Source organism: Pseudomonas sp. JQ36, assembly GCF_053851495.1.
The window spans coordinates 729330-749325 of record NZ_CM132642.1; the positions used below are offsets into that span (position 1 = coordinate 729330).

10 protein-coding genes, 1 other RNA gene and 2 pseudogenes are annotated in these 19996 nt (G+C 61.6%); 8 read left to right on the forward strand and 5 right to left on the reverse strand.

Translation table 11 applies throughout. The features are described 5' to 3' along the window. Window positions 1–5: 5 nt before the first annotated feature. The 3 genes from xdhC to xdhA all read right to left on the reverse strand — a co-directional run bounded on the left by xdhC (window position 6) and on the right by xdhA (window position 4827). Window positions 6–863, reverse strand: coding sequence for a xanthine dehydrogenase accessory protein XdhC (gene xdhC / locus ACS4NR_RS03500; protein ID WP_095138654.1), 858 nt, complete (start codon window positions 861–863; stop codon window positions 6–8). Window positions 864–980: 117 nt separating this feature from the next. Further along, window positions 981–3380, reverse strand: a complete 2400-nt coding sequence (gene xdhB, locus ACS4NR_RS03505; RefSeq protein ID WP_456019096.1) for a xanthine dehydrogenase molybdopterin binding subunit — start codon at window positions 3378–3380, stop codon at window positions 981–983. Beyond that, on the reverse strand, window positions 3373–4827 hold the full coding sequence (gene xdhA, locus ACS4NR_RS03510) for a xanthine dehydrogenase small subunit (protein WP_456019098.1): 1455 nt from the start codon (window positions 4825–4827) through the stop codon (window positions 3373–3375). The genes xdhB and xdhA overlap by 8 nt, the downstream gene beginning before the upstream one ends. A 267-nt stretch (window positions 4828–5094) precedes the next feature. Between xdhA and ACS4NR_RS03515 the strand changes: the two genes are divergently transcribed. The 7 genes from ACS4NR_RS03515 to ACS4NR_RS03545 all read left to right on the forward strand — a co-directional run bounded on the left by ACS4NR_RS03515 (window position 5095) and on the right by ACS4NR_RS03545 (window position 16716). Further along, window positions 5095–5754 carry a GntR family transcriptional regulator gene (locus tag ACS4NR_RS03515; RefSeq protein ID WP_007961062.1) on the forward strand — a complete coding sequence of 220 codons (660 nt, stop codon included), beginning with the start codon at window positions 5095–5097 and terminating at the stop codon, window positions 5752–5754. A 2-nt stretch (window positions 5755–5756) separates the two neighbouring features. After that, a complete protein-coding gene (gene smc / locus ACS4NR_RS03520) occupies window positions 5757–9245 on the forward strand; it encodes a chromosome segregation protein SMC (RefSeq protein WP_456019099.1) in 3489 nt (1162 codons plus the stop codon). 259 nt (window positions 9246–9504) lie between these two features. Beyond that, window positions 9505–10368, forward strand: coding sequence for a cell division protein ZipA (zipA, locus tag ACS4NR_RS03525; RefSeq protein ID WP_027613270.1), 864 nt, complete (start codon window positions 9505–9507; stop codon window positions 10366–10368). Window positions 10369–10532: 164 nt separating this feature from the next. Then, window positions 10533–12890, forward strand: a complete 2358-nt coding sequence (gene ligA / locus ACS4NR_RS03530; RefSeq protein ID WP_456019100.1) for an NAD-dependent DNA ligase LigA — start codon at window positions 10533–10535, stop codon at window positions 12888–12890. A gap of 240 nt (window positions 12891–13130) precedes the next feature. Next, window positions 13131–14294: a zinc-binding metallopeptidase family protein gene (locus ACS4NR_RS03535; RefSeq protein WP_456019101.1), complete on the forward strand. Its 1164-nt coding sequence runs from the start codon at window positions 13131–13133 to the stop codon at window positions 14292–14294. A gap of 147 nt (window positions 14295–14441) precedes the next feature. After that, window positions 14442–14538, forward strand: an RNA gene (gene ffs, locus ACS4NR_RS03540) — signal recognition particle sRNA small type. 228 nt (window positions 14539–14766) lie between these two features. Next, window positions 14767–16716: a hypothetical protein gene (locus tag ACS4NR_RS03545; protein ID WP_456019102.1), complete on the forward strand. Its 1950-nt coding sequence runs from the start codon at window positions 14767–14769 to the stop codon at window positions 16714–16716. Between the two features lie 125 nt (window positions 16717–16841). Here ACS4NR_RS03545 and ACS4NR_RS03550 read toward each other — a convergent pair. Both ACS4NR_RS03550 and ACS4NR_RS03555 read right to left on the reverse strand, forming a co-directional pair. Further along, window positions 16842–17009 (reverse strand): annotated as a pseudogene (locus ACS4NR_RS03550) (amino acid ABC transporter substrate-binding protein); the annotation flags it as partial. Between the two features lie 265 nt (window positions 17010–17274). Beyond that, window positions 17275–17667 (reverse strand): annotated as a pseudogene (locus tag ACS4NR_RS03555) (amino acid ABC transporter substrate-binding protein); the annotation flags it as partial. A gap of 198 nt (window positions 17668–17865) precedes the next feature. Between ACS4NR_RS03555 and dnaX the strand changes: the two are divergent. Further along, on the forward strand, window positions 17866–19953 hold the full coding sequence (gene dnaX / locus ACS4NR_RS03560) for a DNA polymerase III subunit gamma/tau (RefSeq protein ID WP_456019103.1): 2088 nt from the start codon (window positions 17866–17868) through the stop codon (window positions 19951–19953). Window positions 19954–19996 lie beyond the last annotated feature (43 nt).

Here is a 19996-nt window from a genome sequence, read left to right on the forward strand (position 1 = left end):
TCTAATCAGTTTGAGGCTTTGAGTTTGGCGGCCTGACTGCGCCGGGAAACCGGCAGCAGTCTGGCAATCGGTTCGGCGCTGGCGCTGTGCTGGCCGAAATTGGCGTTATAGGTGGCGATGATTTCGCCGGCGATGGAGATGGCGATTTCCACAGGCAATTTGCCTTTGACGTCGCCGATGCCCATCGGACAGCGCATGCGTTGCACGACGCCGCTGTCGAAACCGCGATCACGCAGGCGATGTTCGAACTTGGCCCGTTTGGTCTTCGAGCCGATCAGGCCGAAGTAGGCAAAGTCGTTGCGCTTGAGGATCGCGGCAGTGAGTTCCAGGTCGAGCTGATGGTTGTGGGTCATGACGATGCAGTAGCTGCCGGCGGGCAGGTCGTCGATTTCATCCACAGGCTCTTCGGCGACGATTTTACGCACGCCATGGGGGATCTGTTCGGGGAATTCCTCTTCCCGCGAATCGATCCAGCGCACCCGGCACGGCAGGCTGGCGAGCAACGGCACCAACGCGCGGCCGACATGCCCGGCGCCGAACACCGCGATCTGTGCTTGCACCTGGCCCATCGGTTCGAACAGCAACACGGTGGCGCCACCGCAGCACTGGCCAAGGCTGGCGCCGAGGCTGAAGCGCTCCAGATGGGTGTCCTGCTTGCCGCTGGCGAGCATCTCGCGGGCGATCTGCATGGCCTTGTATTCCAGATGCCCGCCACCGATGGTGTCGAAGGTCTGTTTCGCGCTGACGACCATTTTCGAGCCGGCATTGCGCGGGGTCGAGCCGAGTTCTTCGATGATCGTCACCAGAACACAGGGTTCGCCCTGGTTCTGCAGGTCGGCGAGGGCGTCGATCCAGTTGTACATGTTCACCTCGACATCTGTCGTTGTCTGTTCGGGCCTATTCGCGAGCAGGCTCACTCCTACATTTGGAATGCGTTCCCCTGTAGGAGTGAGCCTGCTCGCGATAGCCGCGCCTCGGTCCTAAAGCGGAGCCAACTCGGTTTCAGCTTCGACCGCTTTCACAGTCTTGAGCTGGCGCATCTGCTCACACCCCCACAGCACCCGCTCCGGGGTCGCCGGCGCATCGATCTGCGGCTGATGCTTATAGTCACCGAGGCTCGCCACCGCGTCCTTGATCGCACACCACGCGGCAATCCCGAGCATGAACGGCGGCTCACCCACAGCCTTGGAATGGAACACCGTGTCTTCCGGGTTCTTGCGGTTTTCCACCAGCTTCACCCGCAGGTCCAGCGGCATGTCCGCCACGGCCGGGATCTTGTAGCTGGCCGGGCCGTTGGTCATCAGCTTGCCCTTGTTGTTCCAGACCAGCTCTTCCATGGTCAGCCAGCCCATGCCCTGGACGAAACCGCCCTCGACCTGACCGATGTCGATCGCCGGGTTCAACGAGGCGCCGACGTCGTGGAGGATGTCGGTACGCAGCATCTTGTACTCGCCGGTCAGGGTGTCGACGATTACTTCGCAGCACGCCGCGCCGAAGGCGAAGTAGTAGAACGGCCGACCACGGGCCTGGCTGCGGTCGTAGTAGATTTTCGGGGTCTTGTAGAAGCCGGTGCTCGACAGCGAGACCTGATTGAAATACGCCAGTTGGATCAGCGCCTCGAAGGTCATGATGTGGTCACGCACGCGCACATGGCCGTTGTGGAATTCCACGTCCTCTTCGCTGACCTTGTAGTGCCGCGCGGCGAACTCCACCAGACGCTGCTTGATGATCTCGGCAGCGTTCTGCGCGGCCTTGCCGTTGAGGTCGGCACCGCTGGAAGCCGCAGTCGGCGAAGTGTTCGGCACTTTGTCGGTGTTGGTTGCGGTGATCTGCACCCGATCCATTTCCACCTGGAACACTTCGGCCACCACCTGCGCGACTTTGGTGTTGAGGCCCTGGCCCATTTCCGTGCCGCCGTGGTTCAGGTGGATGCTGCCGTCGGTGTAGACGTGGATCAGCGCGCCGGCCTGATTGAGGAAACTGGCGGTGAAGGAGATGCCGAATTTCACCGGGGTCAGCGCCAGGCCTTTTTTCAGGATCGGGCTGTTGGCGTTGTAGCGACGGATCGCTTCGCGGCGCTCGGCGTACTGGCTGCTTTCTTCCAGTTCGGCGGTCATCTCTTCGAGCATGTTGTGCTCGACGGTCTGGTAGTAGTGAGTGACGTTGCGCTCGGTCTTGCCATAGTAGTTGGCCTTGCGCACCGCCAGTGGATCGAGGTTGAGGTGACGGGCAATCGCGTCCATCACTTCTTCGATGGCGACCATCCCTTGTGGCCCGCCGAAACCCCGGTAGGCGGTGTTCGACGCGGTGTTGGTCTTGCAGCGGTGGCCATTGATGGTTGCGTCACCGAGATAGTACGAGTTGTCCGAGTGGAACATCGCCCGGTCAACGATCGATGCCGACAGGTCCGGCGAACAGCCGCAGTTGCCGGCCAGGTCCATGGCGATGCCGTGCAGGCGCCCGCTGCTGTCGAAGCCGACGTCGTACTCGACATAGAACGGGTGGCGCTTGCCGGTCATCAGCATGTCTTCGACCCGTGGCAGACGCATCTTGGTCGGCTGACCGGTGAGGTGCGCGATCACCGCGCACAGGCACGCCGGGCTGGCGGCCTGGGTTTCCTTGCCGCCGAAACCACCGCCCATGCGGCGCATGTCGACGACGATCTTGTTCATCGACACGTCGAGCACTTCGGCCACCAGTTTCTGCACTTCGGTGGGGTTCTGCGTCGAGCAGTAGACGATCATCCCGCCGTCTTCGGTGGGCATCACCGAGGAGATCTGCGTCTCCAGATAAAAGTGTTCCTGGCCGCCGATGTGCAGCGTGCCTTGAATGCGGTGTTCGGCGGTGGCCAGGGCCGAAGCCGAATCGCCACGCTGGTGGGTGTGGCTGTCGAGCACGAAGTGCCGTTTGCGCAAGGCTTCGACCACGTCCAGCACCGGCTCGAGATCTTCGTACTCGATGATCGCCGCCAATGCCGCTTTGCGCGCGGTTTCCAGGTCTTTCGCGGCCACGGCCAGCACCGGTTGCCCGACGAACTGCACGTCATCAATCGCCAGCAGCGGATCGCCCGGCAGCAGCGGACCGATGTCTTTCAGGCCCGGCACGTCTTCGTGGGTAATCGCAATGCGTACGCCTTCGAAGGCGTAGCAGGGCTTGGTGTCGATGCTGATGATCTTCGCGTGGGCGCGGTCTGACAGTCGTGCGTAAACGTGCAACTGATTGGGGAATTCCAGGCGATCATCGATGTACTGCGCTTCACCGGACACATGCTTGGCGGCGCTGTCGTGCTTGACGCTGCGGCCGACACCGGTGGTCAGGTCCTTGGCGAACAGTTCCGCCAGTTCGGCTTGAGTCTTCTCTACGGCGTGATGGTTAGACATAAGCGGTCACCCGAGTCTCGATGTGCGGTGTTTGCAGTTCGATGAAGTATTTGCGCAGCAGATTCTGCGCGCTGAGCAGGCGATATTCCTTGCTGGCGCGGAAGTCCGAGAGCGGCGTGAAGTCTTCGGCCAGCGCAACGCAGGCGCGTTCGATCACGGCGTTGTTGAACGGCTGGCCGAGCAGCACGGCTTCGCAGTGGGCGGCGCGTTTGGGGATTGCGGCCATGCCACCGAACGCCATGCGCGCATCAGTGATCACGCCGTTTTCCACGCGCAGGTTGAATGCGGCGCAGACGGCGGAGATGTCATCGTCCAGACGCTTGGAGACTTTGTAAGCGCGGAAACGCTGCTCGGCGGTGGCGCGCGGGACGATGATCTTCTCGATGAACTCGCTTTCCTGACGGGCGGTGACCTTGTAGTCGATGAAGTAATCTTCCAGGTTCAGCGTGCGCCGGGTTTCACCTTTGCAAAGCACCACCTGCGCGCCAAGGGCGATCAGCAGCGGAGGCGAATCACCAATCGGCGAGGCGTTGCCGATGTTGCCGCCGAGGGTGCCCTGATTACGGATCTGTAGCGAGGCGAAGCGGTGCAGCAATTCGCCGAAGTCCGGGTATTCGGCAGTCAGCGCTTCGTAGCAGTCGGAGAGGGCGGTGGCGGCGCCGATTTCGATACGGTCAGCGAAGCTTTCGATGCGCTTCATCTCGGCGACGTTGCCGACGTATATCATCACTGGCAGGGTGCGGTGGAACTGGGTGACTTCCAGCGCCAGATCGGTGCCGCCGGCCAGCAGCCGCGCTTGTGGGTAAGCGTCGTACAGATCGGCCAGATCGGCGACGGTCAGCGGCACCAGGCAACGCTTGTCGCCGCTGTTGAGTTCACCGATATCGGTCGGGGCGATGGCTTTGAGGCGGGCGATGGTCTCGGCTTCGCGGGCGTCGAACTGGTCCGGTTGCTTGCCACAGCAGGATTGTTCGGCGGCGGCGAGGATCGGCCGGTAGCCGGTGCAGCGGCAGAGGTTGCCGGCCAGCGCTTCGTGCGCCTTGGCCTGATCCGGTGCATCGCTGTTCTTTTGCAGGGCGAACAGCGACATGACGAAGCCGGGGGTGCAGAAGCCGCACTGCGAGCCGTGGCACTCGACCATGGCTTTCTGCACGCTGTGCAGTTCGCCCTGGTGCTTGAGGTCTTCGACGCTGATCAGTTGCTTGCCGTGCAGCGACGAAACAAAGGTCAGGCACGAATTGAGGCTGCGATAGCGTATGTGTTCGCGGCCGGCGTCATCCGTTTGCAAATCGCCGACCACCACGGTGCAGGCGCCGCAGTCGCCGCTGGCGCAGCCTTCTTTGGTGCCGGACTTGCCCACATGTTCGCGCAGGTAATTGAGCACGGTCAGATTCGGGTCCAGGGCGTGCTCGCTACGGAGTTCCTGGTTAAGTAAAAACTGGATCACGGAAGGCCTCGCAGACTCATTATTGTTGTTAACCGACTTCAACCGAATTTAGCAGGTCTGACTTTTCGGTCAATGGTTTTCTGACTTAAAGGTCAGGAAAAACGGTTTTGTCGATTAACCTGTGCTCTATTGAGTATTGACCCTGAGCGGATCCACTGCTTTTTTGCTTGAATCGTGCCAAAAAGCGCCGTGCGGGCACTCCGCCATGCACCTGCATTTGCGCTACACTGCGCCGCTTGTGCAGATCGAAGAGTTTGAAGGACAACCATGACGTTCAAGGCGCCGGACAGCCTCGCCGAGCAAATCGCTCACCACCTCGCCGAACGCATCATTCGCGGCGAAATGAAGCCGGGAGAGCGCATTCAGGAACAGAAGGTCACGCTGGCCCTCAATGTCAGCCGCGGATCGGTCCGCGAAGCCCTGCTGATCCTCGAACGCCGCCACCTGATCGCGATCCTGCCGCGACGTGGCGCCCATGTCACCGAACTCACCGCGCACAAGGTGCAGAGCCTGTGCACGCTGATGAGCGAGCTGTACATCCTGCTCGGCAATGCGGTCGCCAATGGCTGGCAGACCCAGGCCGACATGGCGCCGTTCGTGCAGATTCAGCAGCGCCTGACCGCCAGCTACGAGCGTCAGGACATCCGCACCTTCGTCGACGACAGCTTCGCCGTGATGCGCGCTGCGTACCCGTTTGCCAACAACCCGTACCTGCAAGAGACCGTCGAGAACCTGCAGCCGGCCATGAGCCGTGCGTATTTCCTCGCCCTCGAACAGCGCAAGGCCGAAATGAGCGAGTTCCTCGAACTGTTCGAACGCCTGCTGGCCGCTGTGCTCGCCCGTGATTTGCCGCAGATCCGCATCGTGCTGACGGCTTACGCCCAGCGCAGCTGCGATCTGGTGGTCTCCGCTCTGACGGTTGCCTGAGCGTGCGGCTGAAGTGCATCAAACTGGCGGGGTTCAAGTCCTTCGTCGATCCGACCACGGTGAACTTCCCCAGTAACATGGCGGCGGTCGTCGGGCCGAACGGTTGCGGCAAGTCGAACATCATCGACGCCGTACGCTGGGTGATGGGCGAAAGTTCGGCGAAGAACCTGCGTGGCGAGTCGATGACCGACGTCATCTTCAACGGCTCGACCAGCCGTAAACCGGTGAGCCAGGCGAGCATCGAACTGGTGTTCGACAACTCCGACGGCACGCTGGTCGGCGAGTACGCGGCTTACGCCGAGATCTCCATTCGCCGCAAAGTCACCCGCGACAGCCAGAACAGCTATTTCCTCAACGGCGCCAAGTGCCGTCGTCGCGACATTACCGATATCTTCCTCGGCACCGGCCTCGGCCCGCGCAGCTACTCGATCATCGAGCAGGGGATGATCTCCAAGCTGATCGAAGCCAAACCTGAAGACCTGCGCAACTTCATCGAAGAAGCGGCAGGCATCTCCAAGTACAAGGAGCGCCGGCGCGAGACCGAAAACCGCATCCGCCGCACCCACGAAAACCTTGCGCGTCTGACCGACCTGCGTGAAGAGCTTGAGCGTCAGCTCGAACGACTGCACCGTCAGGCCGAGTCCGCAAAGAAGTATCAGGAATACAAATCCGAAGAGCGCCAGCTCAAGGCGCAACTGTCGGCCCTGCGCTGGCAGGATCTGAACGATCAGGTCGGCCAGCGCGAATCGATCATCGGCAACCAGGAAGTCAGTTTCGAAGCACTGGTCGCCGAGCAGCGCAATGCCGATGCGGCCATTGAGCGCTTGCGCGACGGGCACCACGAACTGTCCGAGCGCTTCAATCTGGTGCAGGGACGCTTCTATTCGGTCGGCGGCGACATCGCCCGGGTCGAGCAGAGCATCCAGCACGGCCAGCAGCGCTTGCGCCAGTTGCAGGACGATCTGAAAGAGGCCGAGCGCGCGCGTCTGGAAACCGAATCGCACCTGGGCCACGACCGCACGCTGCTGCTGACCCTCGGCGAAGAGCTGGACATGCTCACCCCCGAGCAGGAAGTCACCAGCGCCGCTGCCGAAGAAGCCGCCGCTGCGCTGGAAGATTCCGAAAGCGTCATGCACGGCTGGCAGGAGCAGTGGGATACCTTCAACCTGACCGCTGCCGAACCCCGGCGCCAGGCCGAAGTGCAGCAGTCGCGGATCCAGCAGCTGGAAACCAGCATGGAGCGCCTGGCCGATCGGCAAAAGCGTCTCGCTGAAGAGCGCGATCTGCTTTCCGCCGACCCGGAAGACGCGGCGATCATGGCGCTCAACGAGCAGCTCGCCGAATCCGAAGCGACCCTCGAAGATTTGCAGACCAGCGAAGAAGCGCAGGTCGAAAAACTTGAACAGCTGCGTCAGGAACTGCAACAGGCACTGACCGCGCAGCAGCAGGCGCAGGGCGATTTGCAGCGCCTCAACGGGCGACTGGCCTCGCTGGAAGCCTTGCAGCAAGCCGCGCTCGATCCGGGCACCGGCACCGCCGAATGGCTGAAGGAACACAACCTTGCTGAACGTCCGCGTCTCGCCGAAGGCCTGAAGGTTGAGGCTGGTTGGGAGCTGGCGGTGGAAACCGTGCTCGGCGCCGATCTGCAAGCGGTGCTGGTGGACGACTTCAGCGGTTTCGATCTGTCCGGTTTCACCCAAGGCGATCTGCGCCTGCTCAGCCCCGCCAGCGATGGTGTGCGGGTAGCGGGCAGCCTGCTGGATAAAGTCGAGGCGCAGATCGATCTGTCGCCATGGCTCGGCCAAGTCAAACCGGTCGACAGCCTCGAACAAGCGTTGGCCCTGCGCAGCCAGTTGAGTGCCGGGCAGAGCCTGATCAGTCGCGACGGTTACTGGGTTGGCCGACACTTCCTGCGGGTGCGTCGCGCCAGTGAAGCCGAGAGCGGCATGCTCGCCCGTGGCCAGGAAATCGAGACGCTGCAGGCCGAACGCGAAGAGCGCGAAGCCACGGTCGAAGCCATGGAAACCCGTTTGCAAACCCTGCGGGCGCAACAGCGTCAGCAGGAAAACGGCCGCGAACACTTGCGTCGTTTGCTGCAGGACGAAGCCCGCTCACAAGGTGAATTGAAAGCCCAGCTGTCTGCCGGTAAAGCCAAGGCCGAACAACTGACGCTGCGCCGCACCCGCCTCGATGAAGAGCTGATCGAGCTCGGCGAGCAGCGCGCACTGGAACACGAGCAGATCGGCGAAGCGCGCATGCAATTGCAGGAAGCGCTCGACGCCATGGCGCTGGACACCGAGCAGCGCGAATTGCTGCTGGCCCAGCGTGACAGCCTGCGCGAACGCCTTGACCGCGTGCGTCAGGAAGCCCGTCAGCACAAGGATCACGCCCATCAACTGGCGGTGCGTCTCGGTTCGTTGCGCGCGCAGCACGATTCCACGCGGCAGGCGTTGGAGCGTCTGGAGATGCAGGCCGAGCGCCTGACCGAAAAGCGTGAGCAGTTGAGTCTGAATCTGGAGGAGGGCGAGGCCCCACTGGAAGAGCTGCGCCTGAAACTCGAAGAGCTGCTCGACAAGCGCATGACCGTCGACGAAGAACTGAAGACCGCGCAGATCGCGCTGGAAGACGCCGACCGCGAACTGCGCGAGGCGGAAAAACGCCGGACTCAGGCCGAGCAGCAATCGCAACTGATCCGTGGCCAGCTCGAACAACAGCGCATGGAATGGCAAGCGCTGACCGTGCGGCGCAAGGCGTTGCAGGATCAATTGCTCGAAGACGGCTACGATCTCAATGGCGTGCTCGCGACATTGACCCCCGAGGCCAGTGAACGCGCCGCCGAAGAAGAACTCGAACGGATCAATGCGCGGATTCAGCGCCTGGGCGCGATCAACCTCGCGGCCATCGACGAATACACGCAACAATCCGAGCGTAAACGTTATCTGGATGCGCAGGACGCCGATCTGGTCGAAGCACTGGAGACCCTGGAAAACGTCATTCGCAAGATCGACAAGGAAACCCGTAACCGCTTCAAAGATACCTTTGATCAGATCAATGGCGGATTACAGGCACTTTTCCCGAAAGTTTTCGGTGGCGGCAGCGCGTATTTGGAACTGACGGGCGAAGATCTACTCGATACAGGGGTGACGATCATGGCGCGGCCGCCAGGAAAGAAGAACAGCACCATCCATTTGCTCTCCGGCGGGGAAAAAGCCCTGACCGCACTGGCACTGGTTTTTGCGATCTTCAAATTGAATCCGGCGCCGTTCTGCATGCTCGATGAAGTTGACGCGCCACTGGATGACGCTAACGTTGGACGCTACGCACGATTGGTTAAAGAAATGTCGCAGACCGTGCAGTTCATCTATATCACCCACAACAAGATCGCCATGGAAATGGCCGATCAACTGATGGGCGTGACGATGCACGAGCCGGGTTGTTCGCGATTGGTTGCAGTGGATGTCGAGGAGGCGATGGCGATGGTGGACGCCTGAGTCAGCGTGGTGTCGGAAGGGTATGAGTAGTCTGTAGGACTTTTTTACCGACTTCGACTTGCTGGCCAATCGACATATTCGCGCAAGCCAATGTGACAGACGGTGTAAAGTTGTCTTTGGTCGTGCTAGTTTAATGTCAATTTTTCGTATACGTGGGCAAAACGCCTGTCAGAACATAGAGTTGGCGCCACGTTTTAAAGCGGTTTGCACAATGTAAACCCCTTATTTTTCAGCATTTTTTATAGAGGCACGGGATTACATGGAAATCGGTCTGCGCGAGTGGCTGATCGTCATCGGCATCATTGTGATAGCCGGTATTCTTTTCGATGGCTGGCGCCGTATGCGCGGCGGCAAGGGAAAACTGAAGTTCCGTCTTGACCGAAGTCTGTCCAACCTGCCGGACGAGGACACCAGCGCTGAGCTGTTGGGCCCGGCCCGCGTGCTGGATACGCATAAAGAGCCGCAACTGGACGAACACGATCTGCCGTCGGTGAGCATGCCGGCCCGCGAAGCACGCGAGCCTCGCGAATCCGGTTCGAAACGTGGCAAGCGCGGCAGCAATGGTCCGGCCCAGGGCGACCTGAACCTCGACCTGGACCTGGACGGCGGCCCGAGCTTCAGCAGCCGTGATGATGACTTCGTCGACGACAGCAAGCCGGCGCCGGCCGTTGCCGACAAGGATCAGCCGCAAGCCGAAGAAGTGCTGGTGATCAGCGTGATCTGCCGCGACGCCGCCGGCTTCAAAGGCCCGGCATTGCTGCAGAACATTCTCGAAAGCGGTCTGCGTTTTGGCGAGATGGATATTTTCCACCGTCACGAAAGCATGGCCGGCAACGGTGAAGTGCTGTTCTCCATGGCCAACGCGGTCAAGCCGGGTATCTTCGATCTGGACGACATCGACCATTTCAGCACCCCGGCGGTGAGCTTCTTCCTCGGCCTGCCAGGCCCGCGTCATCCGAAGCAGGCCTTCGACGTGATGGTGGCGGCAGCGCGCAAGCTGTCGCAGGAACTGAACGGCGAGCTGAAAGACGACCAGCGCAGCGTGCTGACCGCGCAGACCATCGAGCACTATCGTCAGCGCATCGTCGAATTCGAACGCCGCGCCCTGACCCAGAAGCGCTAAGGCCTAAGATCAAAAGATCGCAGCCTCGTTTCACTCGACAGCTCCTACAGGAATCATGCTTTTCTGTAGGAGCTGCCGCAGGCTGCGATCTTTTGATTCTGCTGCCAATGAAGTATTGAGATAGAGCAGCCTCGGCTGCTCTTTTGCTTTATGAGAGAACACCCATGACCGCCGCCCAAAACCGCATTCTAGAGCTGCGCGCTGAACTCGATCAGCACAACTACCGCTACCACGTCCTCGACGAGCCGAGCATTCCGGACGCCGAGTACGACCGGTTGTTCCACGAGCTCAAGGCGCTGGAAGCGGCCAATCCGGAATTGATCACCAGCGACTCGCCGACCCAGCGTGTCGGCAGCGTGGCGCTGACCGCGTTCACCCAGGTGCGTCACGAAGTGCCGATGCTCAGCCTCGGCAACGCCTTCGAAGAAACCGACATGCGCGAGTTCGACCGTCGGGTGACCGAAGGTCTGGATCTGCCGGCCGGCGATCTGTTCGGTGGCGGTGCGGCGGTGGAATACAGCTGCGAGCCGAAACTCGATGGCCTGGCGGTCAGCCTGCTGTATCAGGACGGCGTGCTGGTGCGCGGCGCCACCCGTGGCGATGGCACTACCGGTGAAGACATCAGCGTCAACGTGCGCACCGTGCGCAACATCCCGTTGAAGCTGCATGGCACAGGCTGGCCGGCGACTCTGGAGGTGCGTGGTGAAGTGTTCATGTCCAAGGCCGGTTTCGAGCGCCTCAACGCCTCGCAACTGGAAGTCGGCGGCAAGACCTTCGCCAACCCGCGCAACGCCGCTGCCGGCAGCCTGCGTCAGCTGGATTCGAAGATCACCGCCAACCGCCCGCTGGAATTCTGCTGCTACGGTATCGGTCAGGTGTCCCACGATATCTCCGACACCCACATCGGCAACCTCAAGCAATTGCAGAAGTGGGGCATGCCGATCAGCCACGAGCTGAAACTGGCCAAAGGCATCGGCGAATGCCTGGATTACTACCGCGACATCGGTGAGCGACGTAACGCGCTGGCCTACGAAATCGACGGTGTGGTGTTCAAGGTCAACAGCATCGCCGATCAGCGTGAGCTGGGCTTCCGTGCTCGCGAACCGCGCTGGGCGATCGCGCACAAATTCCCGGCCATGGAAGAACTCACCGAACTGCTCGACGTGGAGTTCCAGGTCGGTCGCACTGGCGCGGTCACTCCGGTGGCGCGGCTGAAGCCGGTCAAGGTCGCGGGCGTCACCGTGGCCAACGCCACCCTGCACAACATGGACGAAGTGGCGCGCCTGGGCCTGATGATCGGCGATACGGTGATCATCCGTCGCGCCGGTGACGTGATCCCGCAGGTGGTGCAAGTGGTCACCGAGCGTCGCCCGGAGAATGCGCGTCCAGTGGCGATTCCAGAGAACTGCCCGGCCTGCGGCTCCCATGTCGAGCGCACGCAACTGGTCAAGCGCAGCAAAGGCAAGGAAACCATCAGCGAAGGCGCGGTGTACCGCTGCGTCGGCCGTCTGGCCTGTGGCGCGCAACTGAAGCAGGCGATCATTCACTTCGTCTCGCGCCGGGCGATGGACATCGAAGGCCTTGGCGACAAGAGCGTCGAGCAACTAGTCGATGAAGGTCTGGTCAGCTCGCCGGCCGATCTGTACGCGTTGAAGTTCGACGACATTGTCGATCTGGAAGGCTTCGCCGAAGTCTCCAGCAACAAGCTGTTGGCGGCCATCGAAGACAGCAAGCAGCCGGGATTGGCGCGGTTCATTTATGCGCTGGGCATTCCCGATGTCGGCGAGGAAACGGCCAAGGTGTTGGCGCGCTCGCTGGGTTCGCTGGAGCGCGTGCAGCAGGCGTTGCCGCAAGTGCTGACCTACCTGCCGGACATCGGCCTGGAAGTGGCGCACGAGATTCATAGTTTCTTTGAAGATGCGCATAACCAGCAGGTAATCACCGAGTTGTTGGGACATGGCCTGCAGATTCAGGATCAGGGCGAACTGGGTGCCGAGTTCGCCGCCAGCACCACCCTCGGCGGTCTGCTCGACAAGCTGCACATTCCCTTTGTCGGCCCGGGCGGTGCGCAGAAACTGGCAGACAAGTTCGGCTCGCTGGACGCGGTAATGAATGCCGACTGGCTGGACATGCGTCAGGCGCTGCCGGAGAAGCAGGCCAATTCGGTGCGCGAGTTTTTTGCTGTGCCCGAGCATCGGCAGATCGCCGAGGCCGCCGAGAAACAGCTGCGGGATTTCGGCATGCACTGGCTGAGCGAGAAGAAAGTCGTCGAAGGCCTGCCGCTGTCCGGCGAGACCTGGGTGCTGACCGGCAAGGTCGAGTTGATGAGCCGTGATGTGGCCAAAGAACACCTGGAAAGCCTCGGCGCCAAGGTGGCTGGCTCAGTCTCGGCGAAGACGCATTGTGTGGTCGCAGGGCCCGGTGCCGGCTCGAAACTGACCAAGGCCAATGAGCTGGGGGTGAAGGTGATGGATGAAGAGGCGTTTATCGCGTTCCTCAAAACCCATGGCATTTCTGCCTGATACCGTTTAGTTCGGCAGCCTGCTTTTGTGGCGAGGGAGCTTGCTCCCGCTCGGCGACGAAGTCGTCGTAAACCCTGCAAACCCGGTATACCTGAAAGAAAGCAGGGGGAGCGCTTCGCACTCCAGCGGGAGCAAGCTCCCTCGCCACATCAACAGTGTCACTCAGCAGCTGCGCTGTATTCGGGAACATTGTTGACTGCAGGATGATCTAGTCTTGGCAAGCCCAAGGGAGAGATCGCCATGTACCGCTTTTTCGAGCAGCTCAGTTCTCGCATTGTCGCGCCGTTCATGGGCGAATCTTCACGCAACAGCAAAATCTGGCCGTGCCGCTGCGGCCAGTCGCTGTTCTTTCGCAACAGTCAGTGCCTGGCTTGCAGCGCCTTGTTGGGCTATCAGCCTGAAGAAAGTCGCCTGACCTCGCTGCAACCGGGGCCGCAGGACGGCAACTGGACACTCGATGCCGATCCCGACGCCGGGTCGTTTCGTCGCTGCGCCAACCTCGATACGCCCGCCGCGTGCAACTGGTTGCTGCCGGATAACGGCCACGACAGCCTGTGCATCGCTTGCAGCCTCAACCGCACCATCCCCGACCTGTCGGTTCCGGAAAACCCCGAACGCTGGCGCAAAGTCGAAATCGCCAAGCGCCGGCTGGTGGCGCAACTGATCACCCTCGGGCTGCCGGTCATCCCGAAAACCGTGGATGAGGCCACCGGTCTGGCCTTCGACTTCATCGGCGTCGACCTCGAAGGCAATGCGCCGATGACCGGCCACGCCAACGGCCTGATCACCCTCGACATCAAAGAAGCCGACGACGCCCATCGCGAGCAGGTGCGGGCGGCGATGCATGAACCCTATCGCACGCTGCTCGGGCATTTCCGGCATGAGGTCGGGCATTATTATTGGGATCGTCTGATCGCCAATGGCCCGTGGCTGGAACCGTTTCGCAACCTGTTCGGCGACGAGCGCGCCAGTTACGCCGAAGCGCTCGACCGTCATTATCAACAGGGTGCGCCGCAGGATTGGTCGCAACACTACGTCAGCGCCTACGCGACCATGCACCCATGGGAAGATTGGGCCGAAACCTGGGCGCATTACCTGCACATGATGGATGCGGTGGACACCGCACTGGGTTTCGGCATGAGCGCGCGGGAAATGGACTTCGACTACCAGCCGTTTCCGCCCAGTACCCTGTACGACCCGGAGCACCCCGGCGGCGCGGCTTTCCTGTCGTTCGTCAATGCGTGGATCGAACTGGCGGGCATGCTCAACGAGCTGTCACGCAGCATGGGGCAGCCGGATTTCTACCCGTTCGTGCTGCCGGCGGCGGCGATTGCCAAGTTGCACTTCATCCATCTGGTGATCCAGCAGGCGGGCGGCAAGGCGGACGAGGTGCTGACCCTGTAAGAGCTGCCGCAGGCTGCGATCTTTTCGGGCGCAGCGCATGTCCTTGAACCCGTTCATATTTTTTATCTGAAACCAACGGTTGTAACTTCATCTCAGATAGGTACAATGGCGCGGCTCGCCGACAGGTGAGTGTCGTTATGGTGACCCCATCGGTCCCCCCGCAACGATTACCCGTGAACCTGGTCAGAGCCGGAAGGCAGCAGCCACAGCGGGAACATTGTGTGCCGGGGTGTGGCTGGTGGGGTTACCACCTTAACGAACGAAGATCGCTACAACAGAACTGCATGGGTTTCGCCCACTGCGGTTTTTTTATGCCCGCGATTTGGGCTTTCACGCCAGCCCCTGTGGGAGCGAGCCTGCTCGCGAAGGCTGCTACCCGATGCCTGTTCAGTCACCAAGGTTGAACAGTGGCATACTCCACCGTCTTGCTGCGCGCGTCGTTGACAAGTTCGCGCCCTGGCTACGAGGTTGTATGCACCCGGAACATCACGATTTATCCACCGCCGTGTACTTGCCCGTGACGGACGAGACCTGCGCGAGTCTGTTGCAGCCCGATGGCGCGAAAACCCTTGGCGAGCTGACGGATGCGCAACTGGCCGCCGTGCTGGTCATCCAGAATCTGGCTCAGGCCGCGGAAAAGGATCTCACCGCCGCTGCGGCGGAGAAGGTGCTGGCGCGACTGATCGCCTGGGCGGTCGATGGCGGGACAGGGCTGCTGTCCGAGGCGCAACGACTGTTCGACCCACGCCAGTTGTACTTCGGTCTGAACGCCATCAGAGGTTTGAACCTGCGTTTACTGTTGGCCGACGAGGTGTCGGCGCAGGACTACCTGCTGCCCGATGGCAAGTGGGATGACGAGTTCAAGACGCGCCACCACGCGATCAACAATCCTTTCAGCCAGCAGATGATCAGCCCGGCGCATCGCGAGCGCTGGCTCAGCGCCGCGCAAGACAAACTGGTCAGAACCTTCCGCGCCAACCTCGATGAAGACCTGCACGTGCAAGGCTATGCCGGGATCGGCAAGAGCCACCTGGTCGGTGCCTTGACTGAGTGCCTGGACCCCGGGAAAACCCTGTTGCTGGCACGTACCCCGGAAAAACTTGCGACCCTGTGCCAGCGCATGGGCGTTGCCAGTGAGCGCAAGCCCGGCATCACCTTTGAGGCGTTCGCCCGCGGGCTGATTTACGGACGCAAACCGCAGCCGCCAGGCGCCGCCGGCCGAGTCGCGAGCAAACAGAGTCTGGCCCAGGAGTTGAATATCCTTGGCTTTCGCGAGCATGACGCGCAACGAACGCTGAACGTCTGCCTGGAAACCCTTGAGCGCTATTGCCAATCCCGGGACTACAGCCTGTCGGCGCATCATCTGCCGTATTTCAAGCTGTCCTTGTCCAGCCTTGAGTCGAAGGTACTGCTGGAGTATTCGAGCCGCGTCTGGACTTACCTTGAGGCCAATCCGGCGTGGGGCCGGCAGAGCGGCTTCGAAGCGTTGTTGCTGATCAAACGGGCAAGTCTGGCGGGCTGCGTGGTGCCGCCGCGTTATACCCATGTGCTGATCGACGAGAGCCAGGACATTCCCGCTTCGCTGCTGCAGATTATCGAGCGTGGCCGACAGGTGCTGATCACATTGGGCGATGAGTACCAGCACGCCGAGCGCGACCTGGTGAAAAGAAAGCGTGAAGTGCGCCAGAGCGATATCACCTACTCGGTGCGTTCGGGGCGCAATGTCGAGCGTCTGGTCAATCCGCTGATTTCCCGGCACTCGGAGAAGAGCAAGGTGCCCTTCGAAGGCGCGCGTGAGGCGGACGTCGGCATCGAGTTTTATCCGCAGGGCTTTGTCCCGCCGGAAGGCTGTGTGGTGTTGACGGCGTCACCGTGGGACACCATGAAGTGGGCCATGCAGCTGCACGATGCCAATTGCCTGTTCAGTTTTGCCGACATGAAGGCGCAGCGCGACCTCGAACACTTCATGATCACCGCCATCGAACTGTTCAAGGTCGACTTCTACAGTGCCGAACACAGCGAGAAGGGCCCGCATCGCTATTTCAGCGATCTGCCGAAGTGGCAGCAGGTGCGCGATGCCAACCAGTTCGACGAGGCGTTTCTGTGGGTCGAGGCCGAGCTGGAGAAGGGCTTCAAGGTGGCTGACCTGACCCGGCTCAACCGGATGATCGGCGGCCCCGGCAAAAGCTGCCTGCTGATGCAGGCGCAAGAGGCGGGCGGCATGGAGTTCGACCGCGTTCTGCTGACGCCCGAGCTGCTGACCAACGTGCAGTTCAAGGACGCCTACGCGTTCGATCAGCGAATCTGCGCCGTGTACATCGCCATCTCCCGCGCCCGGCAGCAGCTTTACCTGCCGTACGACGTGGTCGAGTGGATCGAATTTCACGACTACCAGAAATTCCGCGAGTCGCACGGCTACTGAATAATTCTCTGTCGGAAATGCCCCCACCCCTGTGGGAGCGGGCTTGCTCGCGAAGGCGGTGTGCCAGGTAACGAATCAGGTGACTGACACACCGCCTTCGCGAGCAAGCCCGCTCCCACAATGGGTTATGGGGTGGCTTCAGCGGACCCGGTATACAACCGGATAATCTCATCAATCTCCCCCGACATTTTCATCCGCAGCAACGTGCGCAGGATCCGCTGCACCGGCACCTGTGGGTCATTCCTCACGTAGCAGCCGACATGCTGCTCCTGCAGCACCGCGACGCCGTGCAGTTACCTACGCGTTCGATCAGCGAATCTGCGCCGTGTACATCGCCATCTCCCGCGCCCGGCAGCAGCTTTATCTGCCGTACGATGTGGTCGAATGGATCGAATTTCACGACTACCAGAAATTCCGCGAGTCGCACGGCTACTGAATAATTCTCTGTCGGAAATGCCCCCCCTGTGGGAGCGGGCTTGCTCGCGAAAGCGGTGTGCCAGTTAACGAATCAGGTGACTGACACACCGCGTTCGCGAGCAAGCCCGCTCCCACAATGGGTTATGGGGTGGCTTCAGCGGACCCGGTATACAACCGGATAATCTCATCAATCTCCCCCGACATTTTCATCCGCAGCAACGTGCGCAGGATCCGCTGCACCGGCACCTGCGGGTCATTCCTCACGTAGCAGCCGACATGCTGCTCCTGCAGCACCGCGACGCCGTGCAGTTGCTGTCCGGGCAGCAGGCGCTGATTGAACCAGTCCAGCGTCCATTGATTGCTCACCGCATAGCGGTAGCGGCCGGCCAGGAGTTTTTCCAGCACTTGTTCCTGATTACGCGCGTCCTCGCGTTGCAGGCGATCGGCATCGAACAGCGGTTGCAGGGTCGGATAGGTATAGCCGAGCACGGTGCCGATCGATTGGCGGGGGAGGTTGGCGGGATCGACCCGGGGCGGCCGCGCTCACGCTCAGACTGATCCCCAACAAAGCTCCCAAGGCCCAACGCATAAATGCTCCGATGAGTCCCGATCACGAGCGAAATTGCCCCGCCAACAGCAGCTCAACCAGATTAGACGAGCACACCGGATGCAATTTTGCCCTTGCTCCGCTAGCATTAGCCGCTTCAGCTTCCTTCGTTGCGACGGTTTTCGATGAGTTATCAGGTTCTTGCACGTAAATGGCGTCCGCGCTCGTTCCGCGAAATGGTCGGCCAGACCCATGTGCTCAAGGCTCTGATCAATGCCTTGGACAGCCAGCGGCTGCACCATGCGTACCTGTTCACCGGTACGCGCGGGGTCGGTAAGACCACCATTGCGCGGATCATTGCCAAATGCCTGAACTGTGAGACAGGTATCACTTCCAGCCCCTGCGGCGAGTGTTCGGTGTGCCGCGAGATCGATGAGGGGCGCTTCGTCGACCTGATCGAGATCGACGCCGCGAGCCGGACCAAGGTCGAAGACACCCGCGAACTGCTAGACAACGTGCAGTACGCGCCGAGCCGTGGACGCTTCAAGGTCTACCTGATCGACGAAGTGCACATGCTCTCCAGCCATTCCTTCAATGCGCTGCTGAAAACCCTTGAAGAGCCGCCGCCGTACGTCAAGTTCATCCTGGCGACCACCGACCCGCAGAAACTTCCGGCAACGATTTTGTCGCGTTGCCTGCAGTTCTCGCTGAAGAACATGACGCCCGAGCGCGTGGTCGAGCATCTGACCCACGTGCTCGGCGCCGAAAACGTGCCGTTCGAAGACGACGCGCTGTGGCTGCTGGGCCGCGCCGCTGACGGCTCGATGCGTGACGCCATGAGCCTGACCGACCAGGCCATCGCCTTCGGTGAAGGCAAGGTATTGGCCGCCGACGTGCGGGCGATGCTCGGCACGCTGGATCACGGCCAGGTCTTCGACGTGCTGCACGCGCTGATCGAAGGCGACGCCAAAGCGTTGCTCGAAGCCGTGCGCCATCTGGCCGAGCAAGGACCGGACTGGAATGGCGTGCTCTCGGAAATTCTCAATGTGCTGCACCGCGTCGCCATCGCCCAGGCGTTGCCTGAAGGTGTCGATAACGGCCATGGCGACCGTGATCGGGTGCTGGCGCTGGCGCAGGCGCTGCCGGCCGAAGACGTGCAGTTCTATTACCAGATGGGCCTGATCGGTCGCCGCGACTTGCCGCTGGCGCCGGATCCCCGTGGTGGTTTCGAAATGGTCCTGCTGCGGATGCTGGCCTTCCGGCCCGCGGACACCGCGGACGCCCCGAGGCAACCGCTAAAGCCAGTGGGGATCAGCCAGGCCACAGTTGATTCCGCAAACTCAGTGGCTGCCGCGCCCAAGCCTGCGCCGGTAGTCGCTGCGGCTGTTGCACCTGCACCGGTTGTTGCGCCAGCGCCAGCGCCTGCAGCTGTGGTTGCCGCTGCACCCGCGCCAGCGCCAGAAGCAGATCCTGAACCAGAGCCAGTCGCCGCCGAAGAAGTGGTCGACCTGCCGTGGAACGATCCGGTCGAACCCGAGCCGGAACCCGAGCCGGTGCAGCAACCAGCCGTCGAGCCGGTGCTGGAAACCGCCAGCGAGCAGCCCGAGTTGCCGCCGATGCCGCTGCCGACCCCGGACAGCGTGGTGCCGGATGCGCCGGAGTGGGCGGCCGCGCCGATTCCCGAGCCGTCGGTCGCCGACGTCGATGCCGCCACCCCGGGCATGGACCTCGACGACGAACCGCCGCTGGACGAAGACTACATCGAGCCGGACATGGATTCGGCCTACAGCTACCTCGACGATCTGGCCAGCGAACACACTGCCGAGCCGGCCCCGGAACCCGAGCCGGAGCCTGCCGCCGCGCCGGCCACCGGTCTGGCGTTGCAATGGCTGGAACTGTTCCCGCAACTGCCGATCTCCGGCATGACCGGCAGCATCGCTGCCAACTGCACGCTGATCGCGGTCGATGGCGACCACTGGCTGATGCACCTGGACCCGGCGCACAGCGCGCTGTTCAACGCCACGCAACAGCGGCGCCTGAACGATGCGTTGAACCAGTTCCACGGTAGCACGCTGACCCTGACCATCGAACTGATCAAGCCCGAGCAGGAAACCCCGGCGCAGGCCGCGTCCCGTCGCCGGGCCAACCGTCAGCGCGAGGCGGAGGAATCGATCCACGGTGATCCGTTCATCCAGCAGATGGTCCAGCAGTTCGGTGCAGTGGTGCGACACGATACTATTGAACCTGTCGATGCCTTGGTCGCCCAAGGCTAATAACTGAGGGCGTCCGGCCTCGCTGGCCGGGCGCTGTTTTGAT